This is a genomic window from Pantoea sp. UYEF8 (assembly GCF_040546285.1).
Lineage (GTDB): Bacteria > Pseudomonadota > Gammaproteobacteria > Enterobacterales > Enterobacteriaceae > Pantoea > Pantoea brenneri.
Genome location: NZ_JBEPNM010000009.1, coordinates 149621 through 173584, shown reverse-complemented (window position 1 = coordinate 173584; position 23964 = coordinate 149621). Strand labels below are relative to the sequence as shown.

Annotated in this window: 23 protein-coding genes and 1 tRNA gene; 18 read left to right on the top strand and 6 right to left on the bottom strand. The window is 56.4% G+C overall.

The window, feature by feature from the left end:
- The first annotated feature begins 83 nt into the window (after positions 1–83).
- A complete protein-coding gene (crl, locus tag ABIB18_RS17180; RefSeq protein ID WP_031374988.1) occupies positions 84–485 on the top strand; it encodes a sigma factor-binding protein Crl in 402 nt (133 codons plus the stop codon).
- Positions 486–624: 139 nt separating this feature from the next.
- On the opposite strand, the gene ompC is transcribed toward crl, so the two are convergent.
- Entirely contained in the window at positions 625–1737 is a 1113-nt protein-coding gene (gene ompC / locus ABIB18_RS17175; RefSeq protein WP_069727906.1) for a porin OmpC, read from the bottom strand.
- Between the two features lie 238 nt (positions 1738–1975).
- Between ompC and proB the strand changes: the two genes are divergently transcribed.
- The 11 genes from proB (at position 1976) to ymcF (ending at position 10430) form a co-directional block, all read left to right on the top strand.
- A complete protein-coding gene (gene proB / locus ABIB18_RS17170) occupies positions 1976–3079 on the top strand; it encodes a glutamate 5-kinase (RefSeq protein ID WP_046288499.1) in 1104 nt (367 codons plus the stop codon).
- Between the two features lie 10 nt (positions 3080–3089).
- Complete coding sequence (gene proA, locus ABIB18_RS17165) at positions 3090–4343, top strand: glutamate-5-semialdehyde dehydrogenase (RefSeq protein WP_031374990.1); 1254 nt, start codon at positions 3090–3092, stop codon at positions 4341–4343.
- Between the two features lie 363 nt (positions 4344–4706).
- Positions 4707–5438: a S24 family peptidase gene (locus tag ABIB18_RS17160; RefSeq protein WP_031374991.1), complete on the top strand. Its 732-nt coding sequence runs from the start codon at positions 4707–4709 to the stop codon at positions 5436–5438.
- A gap of 422 nt (positions 5439–5860) precedes the next feature.
- On the top strand, positions 5861–6139 hold the full coding sequence (locus ABIB18_RS17155) for a transcriptional antitermination N peptide (protein ID WP_354474937.1): 279 nt from the start codon (positions 5861–5863) through the stop codon (positions 6137–6139).
- Between the two features lie 205 nt (positions 6140–6344).
- Entirely contained in the window at positions 6345–6812 is a 468-nt protein-coding gene (locus ABIB18_RS17150; protein ID WP_031374993.1) for a lysozyme family protein, read from the top strand.
- Entirely contained in the window at positions 6809–7156 is a 348-nt protein-coding gene (locus ABIB18_RS17145) for a DUF7940 domain-containing protein (RefSeq protein ID WP_031374994.1), read from the top strand. Before ABIB18_RS17150 ends, ABIB18_RS17145 begins: the two co-directional genes overlap by 4 nt.
- The gene (locus ABIB18_RS17140; RefSeq protein ID WP_031374995.1) at positions 7153–7446 is read left to right on the top strand and encodes a hypothetical protein; all 294 of its coding nucleotides are present in this window, start codon (positions 7153–7155) and stop codon (positions 7444–7446) included. Before ABIB18_RS17145 ends, ABIB18_RS17140 begins: the two co-directional genes overlap by 4 nt.
- 204 nt (positions 7447–7650) lie before the next feature.
- Complete coding sequence (locus ABIB18_RS17135; RefSeq protein WP_069727908.1) at positions 7651–9396, top strand: putative phage tail protein; 1746 nt, start codon at positions 7651–7653, stop codon at positions 9394–9396.
- A 171-nt stretch (positions 9397–9567) separates the two neighbouring features.
- Positions 9568–9643 (top strand) — tRNA-Thr (locus ABIB18_RS17130).
- 400 nt (positions 9644–10043) lie between these two features.
- A complete protein-coding gene (gene cspE / locus ABIB18_RS17125) occupies positions 10044–10256 on the top strand; it encodes a transcription antiterminator/RNA stability regulator CspE (protein WP_009091867.1) in 213 nt (70 codons plus the stop codon).
- A 3-nt stretch (positions 10257–10259) separates the two neighbouring features.
- A complete protein-coding gene (gene ymcF, locus ABIB18_RS17120; RefSeq protein WP_122983606.1) occupies positions 10260–10430 on the top strand; it encodes a cold shock small protein YmcF in 171 nt (56 codons plus the stop codon).
- A gap of 350 nt (positions 10431–10780) precedes the next feature.
- On the opposite strand, the gene ABIB18_RS17115 is transcribed toward ymcF, so the two are convergent.
- Together ABIB18_RS17115 and ABIB18_RS17110 are read right to left on the bottom strand one after the other, a co-directional pair.
- Positions 10781–12361 carry a methyl-accepting chemotaxis protein gene (locus tag ABIB18_RS17115; RefSeq protein ID WP_159223834.1) on the bottom strand — a complete coding sequence of 527 codons (1581 nt, stop codon included), beginning with the start codon at positions 12359–12361 and terminating at the stop codon, positions 10781–10783.
- A 528-nt stretch (positions 12362–12889) separates the two neighbouring features.
- A complete protein-coding gene (locus ABIB18_RS17110) occupies positions 12890–13852 on the bottom strand; it encodes a chemotaxis protein (protein WP_031374998.1) in 963 nt (320 codons plus the stop codon).
- 167 nt (positions 13853–14019) lie between these two features.
- On the opposite strand from ABIB18_RS17110, the gene ABIB18_RS17105 reads away from it, so the two are divergent.
- Positions 14020–14412, top strand: a complete 393-nt coding sequence (locus ABIB18_RS17105) for a YgiW/YdeI family stress tolerance OB fold protein (RefSeq protein WP_031374999.1) — start codon at positions 14020–14022, stop codon at positions 14410–14412.
- A 39-nt stretch (positions 14413–14451) separates the two neighbouring features.
- On the opposite strand, the gene dbpA is transcribed toward ABIB18_RS17105, so the two are convergent.
- A complete protein-coding gene (gene dbpA, locus ABIB18_RS17100) occupies positions 14452–15834 on the bottom strand; it encodes an ATP-dependent RNA helicase DbpA (protein WP_031375000.1) in 1383 nt (460 codons plus the stop codon).
- A gap of 413 nt (positions 15835–16247) precedes the next feature.
- Here dbpA and ABIB18_RS17095 point away from each other — a divergent pair, with 413 nt between their 5' ends.
- Complete coding sequence (locus tag ABIB18_RS17095; RefSeq protein ID WP_031375001.1) at positions 16248–16466, top strand: hypothetical protein; 219 nt, start codon at positions 16248–16250, stop codon at positions 16464–16466.
- 54 nt (positions 16467–16520) lie between these two features.
- On the opposite strand, the gene ABIB18_RS17090 is transcribed toward ABIB18_RS17095, so the two are convergent.
- Positions 16521–17903: an amidohydrolase family protein gene (locus tag ABIB18_RS17090; RefSeq protein ID WP_089562360.1), complete on the bottom strand. Its 1383-nt coding sequence runs from the start codon at positions 17901–17903 to the stop codon at positions 16521–16523.
- A gap of 90 nt (positions 17904–17993) precedes the next feature.
- Positions 17994–18854 (bottom strand): LysR family transcriptional regulator, encoded by an 861-nt coding sequence (locus tag ABIB18_RS17085; RefSeq protein WP_031375003.1) that lies wholly within the window; start codon positions 18852–18854, stop codon positions 17994–17996.
- Between the two features lie 87 nt (positions 18855–18941).
- On the opposite strand from ABIB18_RS17085, the gene ABIB18_RS17080 reads away from it, so the two are divergent.
- From ABIB18_RS17080 to lldD, 4 genes are all read left to right on the top strand, one after another.
- Complete coding sequence (locus ABIB18_RS17080; RefSeq protein ID WP_256150156.1) at positions 18942–20111, top strand: cyanate transporter; 1170 nt, start codon at positions 18942–18944, stop codon at positions 20109–20111.
- Between the two features lie 217 nt (positions 20112–20328).
- Positions 20329–21996, top strand: a complete 1668-nt coding sequence (gene lldP / locus ABIB18_RS17075) for an L-lactate permease (protein ID WP_089562357.1) — start codon at positions 20329–20331, stop codon at positions 21994–21996.
- Positions 21993–22766 carry a transcriptional regulator LldR gene (gene lldR, locus ABIB18_RS17070; RefSeq protein WP_031377844.1) on the top strand — a complete coding sequence of 258 codons (774 nt, stop codon included), beginning with the start codon at positions 21993–21995 and terminating at the stop codon, positions 22764–22766. Before lldP ends, lldR begins: the two co-directional genes overlap by 4 nt.
- Positions 22766–23953, top strand: a complete 1188-nt coding sequence (gene lldD / locus ABIB18_RS17065) for an FMN-dependent L-lactate dehydrogenase LldD (protein WP_046288496.1) — start codon at positions 22766–22768, stop codon at positions 23951–23953. The genes lldR and lldD overlap by 1 nt, the downstream gene beginning before the upstream one ends.
- The last annotated feature ends 11 nt before the right edge of the window (positions 23954–23964 follow it).

The following is a 23964-nucleotide window of genomic DNA, read 5'->3' as shown; positions in this document are numbered from 1 at the left end:
GATGCCAGTGACGTGGCGTGAAGCGGGCGCGACAGTCCGGATGATTGAGGATCGATATCGGTCAAAACCTATGGAGAATTAGCATGACGTTACCGAGTGGTCACCCCCGCAGTCGCCTGCTTAAGCGCTTCACTGAGCTGGGACCGTATATCCGCGATGGGAAATGTGGTGAAACCCGTTTCTTTTTCGACTGCCTGGCTGCCTGCGTCAATGTGAAACCGGCACCGGAACTGCGTGAATTCTGGGGCTGGTGGATGGAGCTGGAAGCACAGGCCGATCACTTTACCTATGTCTACCATATCGGTCTGTTCGATAAAGAGGGCGACTGGTCTGTGGCGACGGTTAAAGGCAAAGAGAATACGGCGCGGGTGGAAGAAACCTTACGTAACTTTCATACCCGTCTGAAAGCGATGCTGCACGAATTTGAGCTTGATCTGATTCCGGCCAGCGATTTCGATGAGAAACCGGTGAAACTGAGTGCCTGATTACAGCGTTCAGCAATAAGAAAGGGCGAGTTGAAAAACTCGCCCTTTTTTTATCAGACACACTTCACATTGAGGGTAACGCACTGCGGGCCCGCCGCCGCCACAGCAATCAACAGGGACGGAGCCGGCCCGACAGATATCAGAACTGGTAGGTCATGCCCACGGCAACCACGTCATCATTGTTGATTGACAGCGCGTTATCGTCATCCAGCTGGTTAATTTTGTAATCAACAAAGGCGGACATGTTTTTGTTGAAGTAATAGGTGGCGCCCACGTCGATATATTTCACCAGATCCGCATCGCCGATACCGTTTTCGATATCTTTGCCTTTGGTCTGTACGTAACCGATAGAAGGACGCAGGCCGAAATCAAACTGATACTGCGCCACCAGCTCGATGTTCTGCGCTTTGTTGGCGGCACCGGCCACTGCGGCACCGGTGTTGCGGTTGGTACCGCTGATTGGCGTCATGTTACGGGTGTCGGTATAGATAGCGGCCAGGTAAATGCTGTTTGCATCATATTTGACGCCAGCGCCCCAGGAATCCGCACGGTCACCGCCGCCGTAAGCACGTGCCTGCTGCTGGTTGGTGCGGTCAGATGAGGTGATGGCACTCATCAGGCTCACGCCGCTATCGCCCAGCGTGTAACCGAGTGACGCACCGTAGCCATCGCCGTTCTGGCGGTTGATGTCGGTACGGCTGTTGGCGCTGCTGGCGTCATTTTTGCCCTGATACTGCAGCGCAAATTTCAGACCATCCACCAGGCCGAAGAAGTTATTGTTGCGGTAGGTTGCGACGCCGGTGGCGCGCTGAGTCATAAAGTTATCAGAACGCGCGGTGCCGTCACCGCCAAATTCCGGGAACACGTCGGTCCAGGACTCTACGTCATACAGTACGCCGTAGTTGCGACCGTAATCGACCGAGCCATACTGTGAAAATTTCAGGCCGGCAAAACCGAGGCGGGTTTTGTTGCCGTTGTTGGCATCGCTGCCTTCGGAGTTATTGACGTTGTACTGATATTCCCACTGACCGTAACCGGTCATCAGGTCGTTGATCTGCGTCTGGCCTTTGAAGCCGATACGCACGTAGGATTTGTCGCCATCTGAGCCGGCATTATCGCTGAAGTAGTGTTCAGCTTTAACTTTGCCGTAAAAGTCCAGTTTGTTGCCATCTTTGTTATAGACTTCGGCAGCCTGTGCGGTCGACGCCAGCGCCAGAGCGGAGATGATCATTGCCAGTGTGCTTTTCTTCATTTGCTATCAATCCCGATGTGTACGTCAAAAAGTTATGAAAGTTTTTGTAAAACACCGACTTTTTACCGGGCGGTGATGAACTTTTTATGACACTTTTCGTGATTTCTTGTTAATCGTGAACTTTTGGTCTACGCCCTTGTCCGCGTAAAATCGTGCTTTTCCCCCGCTGGCTGTTGGCTTCCTTATCGACTCCTGTTAAAACGTCCTTTCGTAAAAATTTTTCACTACGGCAGGAAATATGAGTGGCAGTCAGACCTTAGTGGTCAAATTGGGTACCAGCGTTCTCACCGGCGGATCACGCCGGCTGAATCGGGCGCATATGGTGGAGCTGGTTCGCCAGTGTGCGCAGCAACATGCTGCAGGCCACCGCATTGTGATTGTGACCTCTGGCGCGATGGCGGCCGGACGCGAACATCTGGGCTACCCCGAACTGCCGCCGACCATCGCCTCAAAGCAGCTGCTGGCTGCGGTGGGGCAGAGCCGTCTGATCCAGCTGTGGGAACAGTTATTCTCTATCTACGGTATCCACATCGGCCAGATGTTGCTGACCCGCGCGGATATGGAAGATCGCGAGCGTTTCCTGAATGCCCGCGACACGCTGCGGGCGCTGCTGGATAACCACATCGTACCGGTGATCAATGAGAACGACGCCGTGGCGACCGCCGAGATTAAAGTGGGCGACAATGACAACCTCTCGGCGCTGGCCGCGATGCTTGGCGGGGCCGACAAGCTGCTGCTGCTGACCGATCAGCAGGGGCTGTTCACCGCCGATCCGCGCAATAATCCCGACGCTGAGCTGATCGGCGACGTGCATGTGATTGATGATGCGTTACGCTCATTAGCCGGCGGCAGCGTTTCCGGGCTGGGCACCGGCGGCATGTCAACCAAGCTTCAGGCGGCCGATGTCGCCTGCCGTGCCGGCATTGATGTGATCATCGCCTCAGGCAGCCGCAGCGGGGTGATCGGCGATGTGATTGACGGCAAACCCGTCGGCACGCTGTTTCATGCTCAGCAGTCGCCGCTGGAAAACCGTAAACGCTGGATATTCGGCGCACCGCCGGCGGGCGAACTGACGGTGGATGATGGCGCGCTGGCCGCGATTATTGAACGTGGCAGTTCACTGCTGCCGAAAGGGATCCGCGCCATTCAGGGCAATTTCTCCCGCGGTGAAGTCATCCGTATCCGCAGCCTGCAGGGACGCGATATCGCCCACGGCGTGTCACGCTATAACAGCGATGCGATGCGAATGATTGCCGGTCACCACAGCCAGCAGATCAGTGAGATCCTCGGCTATGAATATGGCCCGGTGGCGGTTCACCGCGACGACATGATCGTCAGTTAAGGAGCAGACAATGCTTGAAGAGATGGGTAAAGCGGCCCGCGCGGCAGCATATCGCGTGGCCGATCTGTCGACCGCAGAGAAAAATCAGGTCCTGATGACCATTGCCGATCGTCTGGAAGCCGAAAGCGCCGACATTCTGGCCGCCAATGAACAGGACTTAGCCGAGGCGCGTCAGAATGGCATGAGCGCGGCACTGTTAGATCGGCTGACGCTGAATCCGCAGCGGCTGAGCGGCATCGCCAGTGACGTTCGTCAGGTTTGTCAGCTGGCCGATCCGGTTGGGCAGTTGATCGATGGCGGTCAGCTCGACAGCGGACTGCGTATCGAACGTCGCCGTGTGCCGCTCGGCGTGGTGGCGGTGATTTATGAAGCGCGTCCCAATGTGACGGTGGATGTCGCCAGCCTGTGCCTGAAAACCGGTAATGCGGCGATTCTGCGCGGCGGTAAAGAGACGTGGCGCACCAATGCCGCCACGGTGCGGGTCATCCAGAACGCCTTGCAGCAGCACGGTCTGCCGACGGCTATCATCCAGGCGATCGAAAATCCCGATCGTGAACTGGTGAATCAGCTACTGAAGCTGGATCGCTACGTCGATATGCTGATTCCGCGCGGCGGCGCGGCGCTGCATAAACTGTGCCGCGAAAACTCCACCATTCCGGTGATCACCGGCGGAATCGGGGTATGCCATATCTACATCGACGACACCATGGAGATCGAACCGGCGCTTGAGGTGATCGTCAATGCCAAGAAGCAGCGCCCCAGCGCCTGCAATTCGCTGGAGACGCTGCTGGTGGATCAGGCGATTGCCGACCGTTTCCTGCCAGCGTTCAGCGCCCGGATGGCGCAGGAAAATATTGTGCTGCATGCTGACAGTAACGTGCTGACGCAGCTGCAGGCGGGCCCGGCGCAGGTGATGCCGGTCAGTCTGCCGCAATACGATGATGAATGGCTGTCGCTCGATCTTAACGTGAAGCTGGTGGCGGATATGGATCAGGCGATTGACCATATCCGGACGCACGGCACCCAGCATTCCGATGCCATTCTGACCCGCAGCACCCGCAATGCCACGCGCTTTGTTCGTCAGGTCGACTCCTCTGCGGTCTACGTTAACGCCAGCACCCGCTTTACCGACGGCGGACAGTTTGGTCTGGGGGCGGAAGTCGCTGTCAGTACCCAGAAGCTGCATGCACGGGGTCCGATGGGATTAGAGGCGCTAACTACCTACAAATGGATTGCCTGGGGCGACGACACGCTGCGGCCATAATCCCCCCCTTTTTTTTAACAAAACGGGAGTCTTTTACAGACTCCCGTTTTTTTTTAGCTGCCACTTTCGGTCCAGTTATATCTGGAGTTTCTCGCCTGTAAGATAATTTTTCGTCGCTGCCGGGTCGTTTCAGCTAAAAAAGCTGGCTGAATTTCACGCAATTCCTTACGGAAGATTCCTGAAAGCCGGGGCTGCACGCGGCCTGAGGCAATATTTTTTGTTCAGCTGCAAACGGCAGGGGATAATGATAATTAGAAATGCTTGATAAAGCGGTTAGGTAGTAAACGGACGGTAATATAAAATGAACTGGTAGCAATAATGAAAATAACATCCAGTACCTCCTCTATGGCTGATTATTAACTAATGGTTAAAAAAGAAAGTACAAGACAAGCTTTCACCGCCAGGCTGATTGCGGCCTGTGAGAGTGCCGGCATTGTCGGACATGGACGAAACAAACAGGTTGCTAAGGCCCTGCAACAGCAAGGCTGCAAGATTTCAACGCCGGGAGTGTGGAAGTGGTTCAACGCCCAGTCAGTGCCCGATGGGGGCAATCTGCTGGCCCTGAGTCAGCTGCTTGGCGTCAGAGTGGAGTGGCTGCAGTACGGGATGGATCATCCGGCTGAACCGGTGACGTTAAGCGCGCTGACCGGCCATAAAAACGTCTTTCGCGTTGATAGCCTCGACATCGGCCAGAAAAGTGCGGCGGGTCTGCCTGCGCGCGATGAGTTTGTCGAAACCATCCAGGCCATTGAGTATGGTCAGGATGAGGCGCGGGTGCTTTTCAACGGCCGGCCGGCAGAAAATATCCGTCTGATCGCCATCAACAGCGATTCGATGGCCGACACCTTTGCTCCGCGCGATCAGCTGTTTGTCGACATCAGCGTGCGGATGTTTGACGGTGACGGCATCTACATTTTCACCCTCGACGAGCAGCTCTACCTGAAGCGCCTGCAGCTACAGCATAAGAAAATTGCTGTAATATCAGATAATAAGCGCTATGAAACCTGGTATCTCAACCACGATGATGTGGCCAGCCTGAAGGTACTGGCGAAAGTCATCATGAGCCAGGCACGACACTATCAGATCCTCGGTTAAGCGCGCTGTCAGCGGGCGAGACCGCCAGCCTGCAAAAAAATAATCGACATAAATTCAAAAATTTAACCAGCGGTAAATAAAAAATTAACCAACAGTGTTTGATAAAGCATAAGAACCTGTTAATAATTTGAACATGGATGAACGAAGCAGTTCTTTCAGGGACGACCCGCTCTTAAACAATTGAGGCGCTGCACAAGCGCGAATCAAACCACCCAAAAGTCAGTGAACTTTGGGATGGGGTGGATGCGCAAAATGCAGCGTCGTCAGATGCCGTTTATTCCCCTTCGCCTACTTTCCACCTGGCTGCTCACGCAGCCGGGCGGTGAGTGTGCGAGCGTGAATCGCGACATTCGGGCCCGTTCGGTTCGCCGAAAGCTCGCGCCTGCCACCCCATCGCCAAAGACTCATTCACAGGAGGAGTTATGGCGATAATTCACTATGGCAAAAGCGTTTTTATGGGCAACGCACGTACTCGTCGCCATCGGCGGCGCCAACCTCTCAGCAGCCTGAAACAGAGCATCGACCAGGCACTAAACTTCCCATCCGAAACACCCACCCTGCGGCGTGCAGAGCAAATCTGCCAGCGTCAGGTCACCCCGCGCGTTGATCGTGCGATAACGGCGCCTCGCGCCAAAAATCAGGAAACGCCCAGCTTCGACAATTGCTGTCTGCCGCATGTGCATCTCTACGCAGTGCGCTGATAAGCGTCAGAAATCTCCCGTTCTGTCTCCCTGTTCAATTCCTGTTACCTCCATTTTTCACTGGCCGCAATCCGGTTATTTACTGTTCAGTTTCGCTGGAGGGTCATCCCTGTCTGCGGCTGAAGGTGTGAGGGGCATTGATCAGCGGACGTTATGTATTTTTTCACAGGGCTGAGTTGCTCTGACCCGTCATTGAGGAATCGTTATGAGCCAGATAATTGCAATGCTGAATTTTGAAGAGGGCTATGCCGACGTGCCTTATCTCGACACGCTGGGCTTCCCGACGGTCGCGGGAGGGATTCGTATCGGCCCGAAAGGCGCATCGCTAAGTAACTATGCGTTCCGCGTTCCGCGCCGCGTCGGGGATGTGTGGAAGCAATGCATTCTGGAAGGCAAGGTGCAGGACATGCAGAGCCGGGAGCTGCTGCGTAATGCGCTGGCGAAGTGCAATGACGCCCGCACTGATGTGCTGCTGAGCATGGCCTATCAGCTGGGGGTCGATGGTGTGATGCAGTTTAAAAACATGCTTACCGCCATTGCCAGTGAGAACTTCAACGAGGCCGCAGACGCGATGATGAACAGCCTGTGGGCGCGTCAGACACCAGGACGGGCCCGGCGCCATGCTGAAGTGATGCGTAGCGGCACCTATGCGGTGTACAGGGGGCTGCTATGAGATGGCTGATGTTCCTGATTGCCGTGCTGACCGCGATCATCATTCTGCTGCTGCTGCAGCGCTTTACCACTCTGCAGTTTGTCTCCCACGCCCGTCTGTTATTCAAAACCTGGTCGGTCTGGCTCGCCTCGCTGGGATCGATGCTCAGCGCCTGGGCGCAATCCTTTCCCTCCGCCGCCGTCGATGCCTGGAGCGTACTGCCGGAAGACGTCAAAGCGATTCTGCCGCACAACTACCTTGGGCTGGTCGGCGCTTTCATGGTGGCGATGGGGGTGATTGCCCAATTTGTTCGTCAGAAAAACCTGCTGAATGAGAAGCAGCGGGCGGAGGTAACCAAATCATGACGCTGTTAACCACGTTACTCGGCGGCGGCTGGCACTGGATCGCGGCGCTGGCCGGCATCATTGCCGCGCTGGGTGCCAGCTATTTCGGTGGGAAAAAAATCGGCAAAGTGCAGCAAAAAGCGCGTTCTGACGTCGAAAACGCACAACAACAGGCGTCCCGCGTCGAAGCAGTCGCGCAGCAGCAACAACATAACCGTGAGGAGGCCAACCGTGTGGCGACTGACAATCACAACCTTGATGACGCTGCTGCTCGCGACAAGCTGCAGCAGTCGAAATACCACCAACCCTGAACCGGTCGCGATAACCGATTCAGCCTGCGTTCTGTTTTCCCCTCTTTATACCTACGGCGATGACGCACAAAAGCTGGACGTTCGCACCGTGCGCGCTATTAACACCCACAACGACATGTGGGACACCCTCTGCGGCCACCCGGCCTCTGCTAAGTAACCTGCTGATAATCAGCGGCTTATCTAAGTTATCCTGAGGAGGATACTATGATCGAAGTTAACTCTTTTGCTGAACTGCGTACGACTCCCCCATCAAAATCAGGTGAAATTGCGATCCTGAAACGCTATTACGACAAAGACTCGAGCTTCCGTGGCGGCGCAGACTTTGTTGGTTTCCTCAGTACTACCCCACTGAAAGATGATGGCGGTACGGTCGCTATCGGCAACGGTTTTTACTGGAAACGCACCATCAACGATCCTACTGAAGTGAATATCCTGCACTTTGGCGCGAAAGGGGATGGCGTAACTGATGATACCGACGCGTTTAAGCGGATGCTGGCGTGGACGCAGACCTATAACACCTACGTGAAAGCGCTGCCGGTTCGTTTTCCCGGTGGCCGCTTCCTGATTTCGCCTATCGATCTCAGCGATACCGAAATCCCGTTCTTCGGCCTGTTAGGGGACGATCTGGAACTCGGCTCACTGCCGCGCACCACGATTATTTCCGATAAAAGCGCCAATACGGTGTTCAAAGTAAAGGCGCGCCGGACTGCCATCAAAGGCATCGTCTGGAACGGGCAGGCCAGCGCCGATACCACCGCCAAAGTCACTATTTTACCCGAACAGTGCAGCAACAATCAGCCGTTCTTCGAAAACACCTGTATCGAAGGGCAAACCGTCAATATCAGCTGCTTCCGGGCGCAAAGCACTGGCGGCACGGTGTTTAAGCTGCAGGATACGCTCGACAGTAAGTTCGATCAGATCTACACCACCAGCACCTTTTCACGGGTGTTTGACGTCGGTTGGTCGAACTCACCCAATGGCGTCTGGGACCACTCAACCGCGATTGAGTTAAGTAACGCGAACTTCCAGTCCGGCTACGGCGATGCCACGCTCTATATGCCGCGCATGACGCAGGGGATACTGCGTAACGTCTGGATTGAGCATACCCGCAATCCGGGCGATCTGTCGGATGGTGGCTGGACCATTGATACGCTGAACATTGAAGATTGCGGTACGCCGCTCAACCTCAACAATGCCCGCGTCATCATGCGTCAGATTAACCTGCAGGCGGGCGCAAAAATCACTAACGACCTGGCCGCCGGGAAATGGCTATCGACCTTTGAATACGGTTATCGCCGTGACGAAAACCACGGCAGCTTCCTGACCGGTTCACTGCGGGTCGGCTATTTCAGCGGCTATAAGGTGGTGAACAACACTGATACCGATAACTGGTACCGGCTGGGGCAGCTCTATTTCCCGAACCCTAATCAGGCATGGGTGATGGAACTGATCGGGAAAGCGGATGCGACCACGCCTTCCGGCACGGCAGGGTCGCCGGTCAACCTGCCGGGGACCGGCAGAACGCTGATTAATCTGCAGCGACTGGAGACGGTATGGGCGGATGCGTATCACATGGGCCAGCCTTCGGTGATGGATATCCGTTACGGCCGGGTCGGCACCACCTATGCGGTGGTCTGGGTCAAGCTGCGGGCCAACAGTGGCGAAACCATGTTCAACCTGAAGACCACCGGTCCGACCCGTTTTGATACCGGTTCCTGCTCGCTGTTCCAGTCTGATATGTCGGTGGTGACTGACATTACCAAAGTAGGGACGCTGAAACCGGCCGCACGCTTCGGCATGCATAACGGACTGGCCGGCATTGGTGCCAATGAAAAAGGGGTGGTGACTCTCGCAACGGCGGCGGGCACCCCGGCCAATAAAACGGCGCCGACCGGTTTTGTGCTGATCAATATCAACGGCGTTGACCGCAAGGTCCCTTACTACGATTGATGATCACCACTTTTGGGCGAGGCGGCGGCCTCGCCCTTTTTTGTCTGACGCCTGCGCCGCGGGCATCGGACTGTCAGGCGAGCTGCTGCGAAAATCCGCAGTTGAACGCCGCCTCTCTTGACGCATTTCCGCTTTTTTTCTAAGGTATTTCCCCGCTAATCCCGCCCGTTTGCCGGTATAGCTCAGTTGGTAGAGCAGCGCATTCGTAATGCGAAGGTCGGAGGTTCGACTCCTCTTACCGGCACCAGTTTTTCTCTTTATCAGATCCTCTTCTTCTATTACCTCCTTATTAGGTCTGTTTGGCCGGTTAACCTCAGGCAGGATCGCGCTCGCCGATTACCGCTCAGGGCGACATCGCTAGCGCGCGTGGCACCAATTTCTTTCCAGTTCAGCAGAGAAGGGCATGCGACTCGCACCAACCAGCTTCTGACGATTAATTTCAATTGCCGCTTGCGTCACTTAAAGAAGTGTGGCCTAATGAATCGTCGGTTTGATTAACAGACACTATCAAAGTAAGTATCCAAAGCAGTTCTCATCTCTAAGTTTGTCGCGAGACATCCCTTCTTTTTGAGTCTTCTCTTACGTTCTGATTAAAATCTGTTCTCAGGCCATTATGCCGGAAGGCTCGATATATTAAGGATTTAAGCATGTCTAACAAAATTCGCGGTACCGTTAAGTGGTTTAACGCAGAGAAAGGCTTCGGTTTCATCTCTCCTCAGGACGGCAGCAAAGATGTATTCGTACACTTCTCTGCAATCCAGGGCACTGATTTCCGTTCATTAGATGAAGGTCAACAAGTTGAGTTTACAGTAGAAAATGGCGCCAAAGGCCCAGCTGCTGCGAACGTTGTTGGTCTCTAAGGACTGAAAATTACATTTAAATGTCCTCACTGTAATGGCTCACAGTTTCGTACATCACACTTTGATGTTACAAGAGCCAATCCGCATGGAGCGAAATGCATTTTCTGCAAATCTGTCGTTGTTCAGGTGAACGCGGCGAGGATTGCACTTCAGAGCCAGCCTCGCGCTCTCTGATTAAAGGCTAACTGAGCTTTATAGCGTTGTTGCATTTACTGTAATGAAAGGCTGCCAATGGCAGCCTTTTTTGTTTCTGTCATTCTGCTTCTGCTTCTGCTTCTGCTTCTGCTTCTGCTTCTGCCTCTGCCTGAGTCTCAGCTTGCTCTGATGTTCACGCTATTCTGTTGCTTATCCCTGGCTCCGCCTGTTGCTGGCGCACGGCCTGACGTCATCGCTTCCCTGTTCAACAGAAATTAATGCCAGGCGCAGACGCTGGTCTGGCTGTAACAGCGGCGGGGCAACAACGTTACGGCCCGCCGGAGCAGGCCGCTGGAACAAACAAACTTCGCTACTTCTCAGCCACGGTATCAGGCACTGTGTGCTGCGTTCAGCGAGAGCTGTCCTACTTTAAATACGCTCATCGCCTGCGCCATCCGCTCAGCCTGATCCTGCAGGGCTTGTGAAGCCGCGGACGCTTCCTGCACCAGCGCGGCGTTCTGCTGCGTCACCGCTTCCATCTGGGTAATCGCCATATTGATCTCACTGATGCCGCTGCTTTGTTCACTGCTGGCGATGGTGATTTCACTCATGATGTTTGCCACGCTCTGCACGCTGTTGACTACTTCGCCAATGGTAGAACCGGCATGGGTAACCAGCTTGCTGCCTTCATCCACCTTCGCGACCGAATCTTCAATCAGCACTTTGATCTCTTTGGCAGCCGAGGCTGAACGCTGGGCCAGATTACGCACTTCAGAAGCGACCACTGCAAAGCCACGGCCCTGTTCACCGGCACGCGCGGCTTCAACGGCTGCGTTCAGCGACAGAATGTTGGTCTGAAAGGCAATGGAATCAATTACGCTGATAATGTCGACAATCTTCTTCGATGACAGGGCGATTGCTTCCATCTTCTCAATCACCTGTTCCATCACCACACCGCCTTCACGCGCCACGCTGGAGGTGCTGGCTACCAGCTGGTTGGCTTCACGGGCGTTGTCAGCGTTGTGCTTCACGGTTGAGGTCATCTGTTCCATGGCAGACGCGGTCTCTTCCAGTGAGCTGGCCTGCTGCTCGGTGCGGGTAGAGAGATCAAGGTTGCCGCTGGAGATCTGGTTTGATGCCACCGCAATCGTATCGGAACCGGTACGTACTTCGGTGACGATGGAGAGCAGATTATCGTTCATCCGTTGCAGCGCCTGCATCAGCACGCCGGTCTCATCGCGTGACGTCACCTGAATTTTTGAGCTCAGATCGCCGGCGGCAACGCGCTCGGCAACATCAACCGCGGCCACCAGCGGGCGCACGATCGAACGCGTCAGGAAAAGGCCCAGCATAATTGAGGCCAGAATCGCCAGCGCAGAGAAAATCAACGTGATGTTAATTGCTGACTGACCATTGGCCACGATGCTCTGGCCTTCGCCACGCAGCTGGGCATCCTGTGAATTAGCAAATGCGACGGCATCATCAAGGAATTTGTTCTGGGTCGCGGTCATCGACTTCAGCACGTAGGCGCTGGCAGCGTCGAAGTTGCCGCTTTTCACCAGCGTAACCAACTCCGTTTTGACCTTCTCAAAGGCTTCGGCCGATGCCAGCAGACCGGCAATTTTTTTCTTACCGACTGCCGTAACCTGAATGTCGGCGATCTTTTTCATGGCGGCGTTAGTACGCTGGGTTGCTTCGTCCAGCTGGCCGTAACGTTTCACGTTCATTTCCGGCCGGTTAGTGTCGATCACGATGCCGCGCAGGTATTTGATCTGATCGTTGACACCATCGCGCACATCAAATGCCAGTCGCACTTTTACGTAACGATCGTCCACGATCGAGGCGATCGCGGTGTTGATGCTGTTAATTTTCGTTATGGATGTCACCCCAATGACTATCAGTAACGTCACAACAATACCGAAGGCTGCGGCGAGCCGCATACCCACCTTCATATTCTTGATACTGACCATGCTTTTTTCCCCGTTTTATTATTTATCACTGTGTTATCAGCAATCAGGTTCCTTGCTGCTGTGCGCGATTCACCTGCTGTGCCCGGCGTCGTGCCGCCGAAAAAAGGGTGATCTCGCGCACACTGTTATCGGAGCGTTAAGCTTTACCTTTAATGTTTTTGAAGTAACAGGCAGGGGAAAGCGCACCATTAACCGCATGGATTAATCGTGTTTAACAAAACTGCCTTGAGATAACAGAAAGGCCGGATGTGCTCGGTTGGGCTGACAGCCACAAAACTGGCAGCCTGGACCGTAAGGGATGAAAGAAATCAGAAAACTAACAAGTAGAGGCCAACCCAGAACAGGGCGCTAAGAGACAGGGCGCAAATCCAGGCAAGCTGGCGTAAACGGCCACGCAGCACGTTTTGACGAGAGGTAACAGGTAAGGTTTCGCTGTGCATGGGTAAAATTCCTGGCTAAGTAGTAAAGACGCAGTGCGAAACAGGCCAGAGCGGCAGACCGAACGGCAGCGCGTCGGTCTGCATTCGCTTAGCGGGCTGCTTCGAGAACGTTAAAAATTACGTCGGAGAGTTCGTTTAACTCGAACTTAGCGACATAACCGTCGGCACCCACTTTGCGGACGTGATCTTCATTGGCGCTGCCTGACAGTGAAGAGTGGATTACCACCGGCAGCCGTTTCAGAATTTCGTCACGCTTGATGTTGCGGGTCAGGGTAAAACCATCCATCTCCGGCATTTCCAGGTCGGTCAGCACAAAGGCAATTTTGTCGTGAATTGACTCGCCCGCCGCCTGCGCATCCTGGCTCATCAGCTTGAGTTTTTCCCACGCTTCCAGGCCGGTGTTAAACATCAGCGACGGAATTCCCATGCTCTTCAGACCCTGCTCCAGCAGCTGGCGCGCCACTTTCGAGTCTTCCGCCACAATGGCGACGGCGCCGGGACGATAGTTGAATTCACGCGCTTTGGTGGCTTCAGGTTCCACACCGCGCACCGAAGGAATGATGTCATACAGAATTTGCTCAACGTCCAGCACCATCGCCAGATCGTTGCTCTGCTTATCACTGTCCAGACAGGCGATGCTGGTAATGTTGCGGCCACCAATCCCGGCTTCAGCGGTATGCACCTGGCTCCAGTCGAGACGCACAATGTTTTCAACCGACTCCACGGCGAACGCCTGGGTGTTGCGCGCATATTCGGTCACCAGCAGCAGATTCAGGCCGGTTTCTGGCACACAGCCTGCCACCGCCGGCAGATCAATCACCGGGATGAACTGGCCACGAATGCTTGCCATACCCAGCAGCGGTGAGCGCATGCCCGCGGCTTTGGTGATGGTTGGCATCGGCACGATTTCACGCAGCTTGAACACGTTAATGCCAAACAGTTCTGACTTGCCTTTCAGCTGATCGGAACCTAAGCGAAACAGCAGCAGTTCGAATTTGTTCGATAACGCGAGATTCGCTCTCTCATCAATCTCTTTTTGAAAATTATCCATCGTTGCCTCTGCCTTAACGCAGCTGGTGAAATAGGGTGTGAACAGGTTATCGGCAGCAAATGGAAAAAGGTGAGAACAGAAGGGGGAAATAAAACAGACGCCAATTATTGTGCCAGGCTTAACGGTGAAGGTTCGACATGGACACCTTTCCAATACAGGAGTGTGAAATGAAAAAAGTAATTTTAGCGTCGCTGTTGGTGGTAATGAGTGCTGGCGTGTATGCCGATGAGGGTGGCTACAAGGGCGGTGAAGCGCCGCCGCCGCAGCACAAGGAGGATGCAGGCTATAAGGGATCGGAAGATACCGGGCAGACTCACATCGATCAGATTCGCGACTTCCGTCAGGGCGGATACGTGACGCTTGAAGGCTATATCGTGAAGAAAGAGCAGGGCGATACCTATCAGTTCCGCGATAACACCGGCACATTACCGATCATTGCGCCGAAGAAAACCTTTGATGGTAAAACCTATTCGGCTGAGGACAAAGTGCGCGTCAGCGGCAAGGTACATGGCAAAGGGCAGCAAACCACGCTGCATGTCACTCAGATTGACGAGCCGTAATAACCAGGGCGAGGCGTTGTCAGCCTCGCCCGTCCTGTTTTAATCCTTCAGCAGAATCGCCCGGCAGGCTTTGCCTTTGATTTTTCCCTGCTTCAGTTTTACCAGGGCACCTTTCGCCTGCGCGGCATCAATCGCGACGTAAGCGTGAGTCGGCGTCAGCACAATCTTGCCAATCTGGTCAGCGCGATAACCTGCTTCACCGGTCAGTGCGCCGAGAATATCGCCTGGACGGATCTTGGCTTTGCGGCCACCATCAATACACAAGGTCATCATTGCGGCAGGCAACGGTTTGCTGCTGCCTTTTTTCAGCGTGCTGGCGGAAATCCACGGCAGTTTCTGCTGTAGAAAATCTTCCAGCGCATGGGCGCGAGCCATCTCATCAGCCGCAACCAGGCTGACCGCAACGCCGTGCTCACCAGCGCGGGCGGTGCGGCCAATGCGGTGCAGATGCACTTCCGGGTCCCAGGCCAGCTGATAGTTCACCACCATCGCCAGCGATTTGATGTCGAGTCCACGGGCCGCCACGTCGGTGGCGACCAGCACCCGGCCACTGCCGTTGGCGAAGCGGATCAGCACCCGTTCACGATCGCGCTGTTCAAGATCGCCATGCAGCGGCAGCGCACTGATATCACGCGCGTTAAGCGCCGCAGCAATCTCATCGCATTCACGACGGGTATTACAGAACACCACGCATGATGCAGGCTGGCGTTCGCTCAGCAGCGCTATCAGCAGCGACAGCTTTTCACCGTGGCTGGCTTCGATGAACTGCTGCTCAATCGACGGCAGTTCGCTGACTTCTTCCGTCACTACGCTCAGCGCATCGCGCTGGAAGCGGCTGCTGATGGCAGCGATGCCTTCTGGCCAGGTGGCGGAGAACAGCAGCGTCTGACGTGAAGCGGGCGTGGCCTCAATAATGGTTTCCATATCGTCGCGGAAGCCCATTTCCAGCATCCGGTCAGCTTCATCCAGCACCAGCGTACGCAGGTTTTCCAGCTTCAGGTTTTCGCGTTTGATGTGATCCAGAATACGGCCCGGGGTACCGACCACGATATGCGGTGGATGCACCAGCGAATCACGCTGGGCGCTCATCGGCTGTCCGCCACACAAGGTCAGAACTTTAATGTTGCGGGTGAAGCGTGCCAGCTGACGCAGCACGTTGCCGACCTGATCCGCCAGTTCACGAGTCGGGCAGAGAATCAGCGCCTGGGTCTGGAACCGGGCACTGTCGATATGTTGCAGTAAGCCAATACCAAAAGCGGCGGTTTTCCCGCTGCCGGTTTTTGCCTGCGCGCGCACGTCACGACCCTGCAGAATGGCGGGCAGCGTGGCGGCCTGAACTGGCGTCATGCTGGTATAGCCCATCTCGCGCAGGTTATCGAGCTGGCTATCGGGAAGCGTATTGAGGGTAGAAAAAGCGGTCACGGGCGCGGCCTCTGAGGCTGAAAGTGGAGGGCATTATTGCGCGCGCAAGTCTGGCAGAAAGCCGGCCTGACGGCAACGGGAACCTTGAGGTAAGCAGTGTGAAACAATCTGGTGAAGATCGGATAAGAATTAACCGAAGTGACACCGGAATTGGTGTTTTTTTTTAATCCTTTGGCGATGGTCAAAGAAAATACTACCGTTGCGTTTATCCAGCAAGGCCAGTCATTAGTTTATAACCTGCCGTTTTTAAAAATTTATTTCATTGTTAATCAGATAACTCCTTAAAAATAACTCCAGTAAAAGAATTAATCATTAAAAAATATCACCCTTAATGCCGATAAAAATCTGGCGCTAATTGCTTTATATTTAGCGCGCCATATTCCTGGTACAACGACCGGTAGAGGGTATTTTCATTGAGTAATAGCATCCAGGGACCACATGAGAATGTGCTTAAAATAGTAGGCCGCGCCGTACTGACACTGCACGTTCATGGAGAGAGCTTATCAGCCGATAAGATCGCTTCGATGATCGGCTGTTATGCGGAAGATGAGCCCTGTGATCAGGAAGATCGTCGCTTATATGCGCTGGCAATGGAACTGATGTCGAATGATAAATGGGCTAAAACCGCCTGACAGGCGGGTCCATTCAGGTAAATGCAGAGCCTCCGAACCGGAGGCTCTGTTATTTCAGGCGGAGGCCAGCGCAAATACCGCTTTACCGCGTGAAAAAGTCGCCACCACCGGTGAAATACGGGCCACCGCTTCTGCAGAACAACTTGCCGCCACCAGCATCATGCTGGCTTCATCGCCCGATTTCGGCCACTGACGCTCGCCCGTTGCCGACAGCGGCAGCTGATTACCGGTAGCAATCGCCAGCGCCCGTGACAGCGAAAACTCATCCGATCCCCGATAGAGCTGCGCATACAAATTGGCTTTTTCCAGCATGCTGCCGGTGCCAAACGGCGACCAGTGATCGATAACGCTATCGGTGCCGGTCATTACGTTAATGCCGGCCGCCTGTAACTGCGGAATCGGCATGGTGAGTTTGCCGATCGGCAGAGTCGAGGCGACGCTGAACTGCTGCTCAGCCAGCCCTTCAATCATCCTTGCCAGCGCGCTGCCTTCCAGTGTTGCCAGCGCAAAGCCGTGGCTCAGGGTCACTTTGCCCTTCAGGGCAGGGTTACGGGCCACGGTATCGATCATGTACTGAATCGCCGCCACGCCTGCCGCTGAAGTTTCGTGCAGATGAATATCGACGCCACGCTGATAATCGAGCGCAATCCGGAACATCGTATCCAGCGATTTTTCCATCGCGCCATCAACGTTAGTGGGATCGAGTCCGCCAACGTACTGGACGCCGCGCTGCATTGCTTCGCGCATCAGGCCATCAACCTGAGAATGCAGCAGGCCGTGCTGCGGAAAGGCTACGATTTCACAGGAAAACGCGGGATGATTGGCCAGCGCTGCCTGCAGGTGATCAAGGCTTTGCAGGCCGCTGACCGGATCGATATTGCAATGGCTACGGGCGCGGGTGGTGCCTTTGGCGTTCAGCAGCGCAATCAATCCTTCGGCTCGCGCCTGAGAATGCGGCAGCAGCTGTGGGATCAGCACCTGCTCCCGGGCGATCATATCCATAATCGTTTTGCCCTGACGCGGACGTGGTGCCTGCCATGGGCCACCATAAAAGGTCTTATCAAGGTGGATATGCATATCCTGAGTGGCGGGCAGCAGCAGCGCGCCATGCGCATCCCACGCCGGCAGCGAAGCGTCGCCCTGGCCTGCCGGTTGCAGCCGATCAATTTTGCCGTCACGCACGCTGATGTCGTAAAGCGCGGTGCGGGTGGCAATAATCTCGTCGCCCTCGCGTTCAAATCCCTCTTCCAGCCGCACGTTGCGCAGCAGATAGCGATCCTGATGCGGCAGGGCGGTCGACTGCTTCGTGGCTGTTGATGGGCCACTGGCTGTCACGCTGGCCTGGCTAAAGCCGGCGGCCAGCAGACCGCCTGCCGCGGTCCAGCGCACGCTCTGGCTGAGAAAGTCACGGCGGCCTGGCGAAGGGGAAGTGGGCATCAGAGGCTCCTGCAATGTGGGTAAGCGGTTAATCTGACAAATGGCCGGCCGCTTTGCTGCGTTATTTTCCACTGCTGGCTAGTGGAAATTTCACTGCCAGCGTAACTGACCAAATGCCACCAGCGCTTCAGCCAGCTCACGCTGCAACGGTTCATGTGGCTGACGACAGAACAGCGCCAGCTCGAAGCTATCGATCACCGGTAGTCCCTGTTCGCTGCCGAGCACCCGATGTTGCGGCAGGCGGCAACTGGCGGGCAGCAAGGTCAGACCCAGCCCTTCGGCACTGGCGGCAGCAAGCGCCACCAGACTGGCGCTGCTGTAGCTGATACGCCAACTGCGCCCCAGCGCATCAAGCGTCTGGCAGACCTCATCGCGGTACAATCCCAGCTGCGGAAACAGCACCAGCGGCACTGGCGTCTGTTCAAAACAGGGTGACGCCGCGCTGTCGAGCCACAGCAGCGGTTCCGGACGCGACGCCAGCGGACGCTCGCCATAGGTCTGCTTGATCAGCATGATATCGAGTTCTTCACGTTGCCAGGCCCGGCGCAGCTCGACCTGCATACCGCTCATCACATCCAGTCGCAGCTGGGGATGATCGCGACTGAAATCGGCCAGCAGGCCCGCCGTCGGTGCGGCGAAATCTTCCGGTACGCCAAGACGCAGCACGCCATCGCGCCATTGATCGCTCAGCACGTCGTGCGCCTCACCGTTCAGGGCGATAATCCGGCGGGCATAGCCCAGCAATTTTTCGCCCTCTTCGGTGATCTGAACCTGATGTGACGAGCGCACCAGCAAATCTTTACCGACCATCTCTTCCAGCCGCCGTACCTGCTGACTGACGGTTGATTGCGACAGATGCACCCGATCAGCGGCGCGGGTAAAGCTGGCAGTTTCACACACCGCCACAAAGCTAAGCAGTTGCTGCGGCGTAAACATCGGCTGACGATTCATTTTCCCACTACCTGGCAGAGTAATATTTTATTTCCAAATAGTACCGTCTGCTGTCAGGCTGACAACTTTTAACGCTGCGGATGTGTGATGAACAGAGAAAATAAGCTGCTGCTGGCGGCGCTGGTGCTGGCCGGGCTGAATATGCGGCCCCTGATGACTTCGGTCAGTCCGCTGCTCGAACAGTTACGACAGAGTATTGGGCTGTCGCCGCTGGCGGCGTCGCTGCTGCCCGCCGTGCCGATGATGATGATGGGGATGATCGCCCTGACCAGCGCCCGGCTGATGCAGCGCTTTTCGGTGCGTAAGCTCCTGCTGGGCGGCCTGTTTCTGCTGCTGCTGGCGCTGGTGAGCCGGCTATTTATCAGCGATGGTCGCTGGCTGGTGCTGAGCACGATACCGGGCGGCGCGGGAATTGGCGTGGTGCAGATGGCGATGCCAGGGCTGATTCGTCAGCGCTTTAGCCGTCGCAGTGCGCCGGTGACTGGCCTGTGGGCCGGCGCGCTGATGGGCGGCGGTGGAATTGGCGCGGCGCTGACGCCGTGGCTGAATGCGCATGTCGGCTGGCAGGGTGCGCTGAGCAGCTGGACGCTGCCGGTGGTGCTGGCGCTGTTGCTGTGGCTGTTTATTCCGACCGCTGCGCCAGCAAAAGCGGCGGCGGTCGCGCTGCCCGCCTTGTGGCGCAAAACCCGCGCCTGGACGCTGGCGTTAAGTTTCGGGCTGGTAAACGGCGGTTATGCGATCTGCGTTGCCTGGCTGCCCGATTTCTATCATCAGCTGGGCTGGAGCGCCCAGGCCGGTGGCTCGCTGCTGGGCATGATGATTGGTTGTCAGGTGACAGGTGCGCTGCTGCTGCCGCTGCTGGCACGCGGTAACGATCGCCGGCCGCTGCTGCTGCTGACCCTGACGCTGCAGCTTTGCGGCATGCTCGGTTTTCTGCTGGCACCGCAGGCGGCACCGTGGCTCTGGGCCGGGATCGCGGGTGTCGGGCTCGGCGGCGCGTTCCCGCTGGCGCTGGTTCTGGCGCTGGATCATCTGGCACAACCGCAGGCAGGTGCGCGGCTGGTGGCGTTTATGCAGGGTATCGGTTTTATAATCGCTGGCAGCATGCCGTTTATCGCCGGACAGCTGCGTACGCTGACCGATCATTTCACCAGCGTCTGGCTGCTACAGGCGACAGTCACGCTGGTGCTGATCGTGCTGAATCTGCGGTTTCATCCGCGCAGCTATCCGCAGGCCTTTCCCGAGCAGCATCATTGATTTTGGTCCTACCAATTTCGGAAAAATTTTTCTGTGGTTCACACATCGGGAAAATTTACGCCGCTTTTGTTGCCTTGCATTAACAATGCATTAACTATCTGTTGCCATAAAGCCCGAGGATGTGATTTTTGGTCAGACCAAATATCGCATCGGGCTGATGGTGCGCGGCAGGCGGCTGTACGCGTACCACGTTTCCTCTTCCTCTGGAGATAGCGGCATGCAGCTGTGGCAACAAAACTACGATCCGTTGGGCAATATCTGGCTTTCAAGCCTGGTGGCGCTGATTCCGATTCTGTTTTTCTTTTTTGCGCTGATCAAGCTCAGGCTGAAAGGTTATCTGGCGGCCAGCATCACTGTGGGACTGGCGCTGCTGGTGGCACTGTTTCTCTATCAGATGCCGGTGGCGCAGGCACTGGCGTCGGTGGTTTATGGCTTTCTCTATGGCCTGTGGCCAATCGCCTGGATCATTGTCGCGGCGGTCTTCGTCTACAAAATTTCGGTCAAAACCGGTCAGTTCGATATTATCCGCGCCTCAATCCTGTCGATTACGCCCGATCAGCGCCTGCAGATGCTGATTGTCGGCTTCTCGTTTGGTGCCTTCCTTGAAGGGGCCGCCGGCTTTGGCGCGCCAGTGGCGATCACCGCCGCGCTGCTGGTCGGGCTGGGTTTTAATCCGCTGTATGCTGCCGGGCTGTGCCTGATCGTGAATACCGCGCCGGTCGCCTTTGGCGCGATGGGCATTCCGATTATTGTGGCGGGGCAGGTGACCGGACTCGACAGCTTCGCCATCGGGCAGATGGCCGGGCGGCAGTTACCGCTGCTGACGCTGATCGTGCTGTTCTGGATTATGGCGATCATGGATGGCTGGCGCGGCGTCAAAGAGACCTGGCCGGCGGTGCTGGTGGCCGGCGGATCGTTTGCTATCGCCCAGTTCCTTAGCTCCAACTTTCTCGGGCCGGAACTGCCGGATATCATCTCGTCTCTGGCCTCGCTGATTTCGCTGACGCTGTTTCTGCGCGTCTGGAAGCCGGTGCGTATTTTCCGCTTTGAGAATGGCGGCGCAGCGCCAGGCGAGCAGCCTGCCGTTCAGCCGGTGGTACAGCAAAAATACCGGCTCGGGCAGGTGGTACGCGCCTGGATGCCGTTCCTGTTTCTGACTGCGACCGTCACATTGTGGAGCATCCCGCCGTTTAAAGCGCTGTTCGCCAAAGGCGGCGCGCTGGCTGACTGGGTGCTGAACGTACCGGTGCCGCTGCTCAACGAAGGGGTAGCGCGTATGCCGCCGGTCGTAGGCAGCGCCACGCCTTATCCGGCTATCTTTAAGTTCGATCTCTTTTCCGCCACCGGCACCGCGATCCTGATTGCGGCGATCGTCGCGGTACTCTACCTGAAGATGAAACCCAGGGCTGCGCTGCAAACTTTTGGTGAAACGCTGAAAGAGCTGGCGCTGCCGATCTACTCGATTGGCATGGTGCTGGCCTTCGCCTTTATCTCTAACTACTCCGGCCTGTCAGCCACCCTGGCGTTAGCGCTGGCGCACACCGGCCACGCCTTTACCTTTTTCTCGCCGTTCCTCGGCTGGCTCGGGGTGTTCCTGACCGGCTCGGATACCTCGTCGAACGCCCTGTTCGCCGCGCTGCAGGCCACTACCGCGCAGCAGATTGGCGTATCGGACGTGCTGCTGGTGGCGGCCAACACCACCGGCGGCGTCACTGGCAAGATGATCTCGCCGCAGTCGATCGCCATCGCCTGTGCGGCGGTCGGACTGGTTGGCAAAGAGTCTGACCTGTTCCGCTTTACCGTTAAACACAGCCTGATTTTTACCTGTATGGTCGGCGTGATTACCACGCTGCAGGCATACGTCTTCCCCTGGATGATTCCATGAATACCGTTTCCGATCCGCTGGTGACGCGCCTCCGGGCGTATATCACTGAACATCAACTGACACCGGGCATGCGGCTGCCTGCTGAGCGGCAGCTCTCGGCCGAACTCGGGGTGTCGCGCTCGTCGCTGCGTGAAGCGTTACAGCAGCTGATCAGCGGCGGCATGCTGGTCAGCCGTCGCGGCGGCGGCACCTGGGTCCGGCAACAGCTGGAACCCTGGTCGGAACAGCGCATCGTTGAACCGATTCGCCAGTTGTTACGCGACGATCCTGACTATCGCTACGACATTCTCGAGGCACGACATGCGATTGAAGCCAGCACCGCCTGGCACGCAGCGCTGCGTGCCACCGAGGCGGATCGCGAGCGGCTGCAGTACGCCTTCGACGCTACGCTGAAGCTGAAAGAGAGTGACGATCCTGACCTTGCCGCTCAGGCTGACGTGCGCTTTCACCTGGCGATTGCCGAGGCCTCTCACAATCTGGTGCTGCTGCAAACCATGCGCGGTTTCTTCGAACTGTTGCAATCCTCGGTGATGCAAAGCCGCCAGCGGATGTATACCCAGCCGGCGATATTCGCCCGGCTGACGGAGCAACATCAGGCGCTGCTGGACGCCATTCTCGCCGGGGATGCCGAGGGCGCACGCCAGGCGGCGATGCAGCATCTCGGGTTTGTTCACACCACGATGAAAAATCTGCATGAGGATGAAGCGCGCCAGGCGCGCATCACCCGCTTACCGGACACTGAATCACGTAACCGTAAGGAATCTGATTGATGATTATCTCTGCTGCCAGTGACTATCGCGCCGCCGCGCAACGCATCCTGCCGCCTTTCCTGTTCCACTATCTCGATGGCGGGGCGTATGCCGAGCACACCCTGCGCCGGAATGTGGAGGATCTCTCTGACGTGGCGCTGCGCCAGCGCATTCTGAAGAACATGTCAGAGCTGAGCCTGGAAACGAAATTATTCAATGAGACGCTGTCAATGCCGGTGGCGCTGGCACCGGTCGGCCTGTGTGGCATGTATGCCCGTCGTGGTGAAGTGCAGGCGGCGCGGGCGGCGGCGCTGAAAGGGATTCCGTTTACTCTGTCGACGGTTTCCGTCTGCCCGATTGAAGAGGTCGCACCGCAGATTAATCGCCCGATGTGGTTCCAGCTCTACGTGCTGCGCGACCGCGGGTTTATGCGCAATGCGCTGGAGCGCGCCAAAGCCGCCGGCTGCTCGACGCTGGTGTTTACCGTCGATATGCCGACGCCAGGGGCGCGTTACCGTGACGCGCACTCCGGCATGAGCGGTAACCATGCGGCGCTGCGCCGCTACTGGCAGGCGGTCACCCATCCGCAGTGGGCGCTGGATGTCGGATTGCAGGGACGGCCACACGATCTGGGCAATATTTCAACCTATCTGGGTAAACCGACCGGGCTGGAAGATTACATCGGCTGGCTGGCGAACAACTTTGATCCTTCGATCAGCTGGAAAGACCTGGAGTGGATCCGTGAATTCTGGGATGGCCCGATGGTGATCAAAGGGATCCTCGATCCGGAGGATGCGCGTGATGCGGTGCGTTTTGGCGCTGACGGTATCGTGGTCTCCAACCATGGCGGACGGCAACTGGATGGCGTGCTGTCGTCCGCGCGTGCGCTGCCGGCTATTGCTGATGCGGTGAAAGGCGATATCACCATTCTGGCCGATAGCGGTATCCGCAACGGTCTGGATGTGGTGCGGATGATTGCGCTCGGCGCAGACAGCGTCCTGCTGGGACGGGCCTTTATCTATGCGCTGGCGACCCATGGCCAGCGTGGCGTCGAGAACCTGCTCAATCTGATCGAGAAAGAGATGCGGGTTGCGATGACCCTGACCGGGGCGAAGTCAATCAGCGAGATCACCCGTGAATCACTGGTGCAGGCCGAGGCGGTGCTGAACCCGCAGAGCACCCCGCCACGGCCGCGCGCAGTAAGTTAACCGGCGAAAAC

Coding starts and splice junctions, on each gene's coding strand:
- ABIB18_RS17115 (WP_159223834.1), bottom strand. CDS start 12,361: ATGGTCAGTATCAAGAATATGAAGGTGGGTATGCGGCTCGCCGCAGCC.
- ABIB18_RS17080 (WP_256150156.1), top strand. CDS start 18,942: ATGAACAGAGAAAATAAGCTGCTGCTGGCGGCGCTGGTGCTGGCCGGG.
- ABIB18_RS17155 (WP_354474937.1), top strand. CDS start 5,861: ATGGCGATAATTCACTATGGCAAAAGCGTTTTTATGGGCAACGCACGT.
- cspE (WP_009091867.1), top strand. CDS start 10,044: ATGTCTAACAAAATTCGCGGTACCGTTAAGTGGTTTAACGCAGAGAAA.
- ABIB18_RS17140 (WP_031374995.1), top strand. CDS start 7,153: ATGACGCTGTTAACCACGTTACTCGGCGGCGGCTGGCACTGGATCGCG.
- ABIB18_RS17160 (WP_031374991.1), top strand. CDS start 4,707: ATGGTTAAAAAAGAAAGTACAAGACAAGCTTTCACCGCCAGGCTGATT.
- ABIB18_RS17090 (WP_089562360.1), bottom strand. CDS start 17,903: ATGCCCACTTCCCCTTCGCCAGGCCGCCGTGACTTTCTCAGCCAGAGC.
- crl (WP_031374988.1), top strand. CDS start 84: ATGACGTTACCGAGTGGTCACCCCCGCAGTCGCCTGCTTAAGCGCTTC.
- proA (WP_031374990.1), top strand. CDS start 3,090: ATGCTTGAAGAGATGGGTAAAGCGGCCCGCGCGGCAGCATATCGCGTG.
- ABIB18_RS17150 (WP_031374993.1), top strand. CDS start 6,345: ATGAGCCAGATAATTGCAATGCTGAATTTTGAAGAGGGCTATGCCGAC.
- ABIB18_RS17135 (WP_069727908.1), top strand. CDS start 7,651: ATGATCGAAGTTAACTCTTTTGCTGAACTGCGTACGACTCCCCCATCA.
- ABIB18_RS17105 (WP_031374999.1), top strand. CDS start 14,020: ATGAAAAAAGTAATTTTAGCGTCGCTGTTGGTGGTAATGAGTGCTGGC.
- ABIB18_RS17085 (WP_031375003.1), bottom strand. CDS start 18,854: ATGAATCGTCAGCCGATGTTTACGCCGCAGCAACTGCTTAGCTTTGTG.
- lldP (WP_089562357.1), top strand. CDS start 20,329: ATGCAGCTGTGGCAACAAAACTACGATCCGTTGGGCAATATCTGGCTT.
- proB (WP_046288499.1), top strand. CDS start 1,976: ATGAGTGGCAGTCAGACCTTAGTGGTCAAATTGGGTACCAGCGTTCTC.
- lldD (WP_046288496.1), top strand. CDS start 22,766: ATGATTATCTCTGCTGCCAGTGACTATCGCGCCGCCGCGCAACGCATC.
- ABIB18_RS17145 (WP_031374994.1), top strand. CDS start 6,809: ATGAGATGGCTGATGTTCCTGATTGCCGTGCTGACCGCGATCATCATT.
- ABIB18_RS17110 (WP_031374998.1), bottom strand. CDS start 13,852: ATGGATAATTTTCAAAAAGAGATTGATGAGAGAGCGAATCTCGCGTTA.
- lldR (WP_031377844.1), top strand. CDS start 21,993: ATGAATACCGTTTCCGATCCGCTGGTGACGCGCCTCCGGGCGTATATC.
- ompC (WP_069727906.1), bottom strand. CDS start 1,737: ATGAAGAAAAGCACACTGGCAATGATCATCTCCGCTCTGGCGCTGGCG.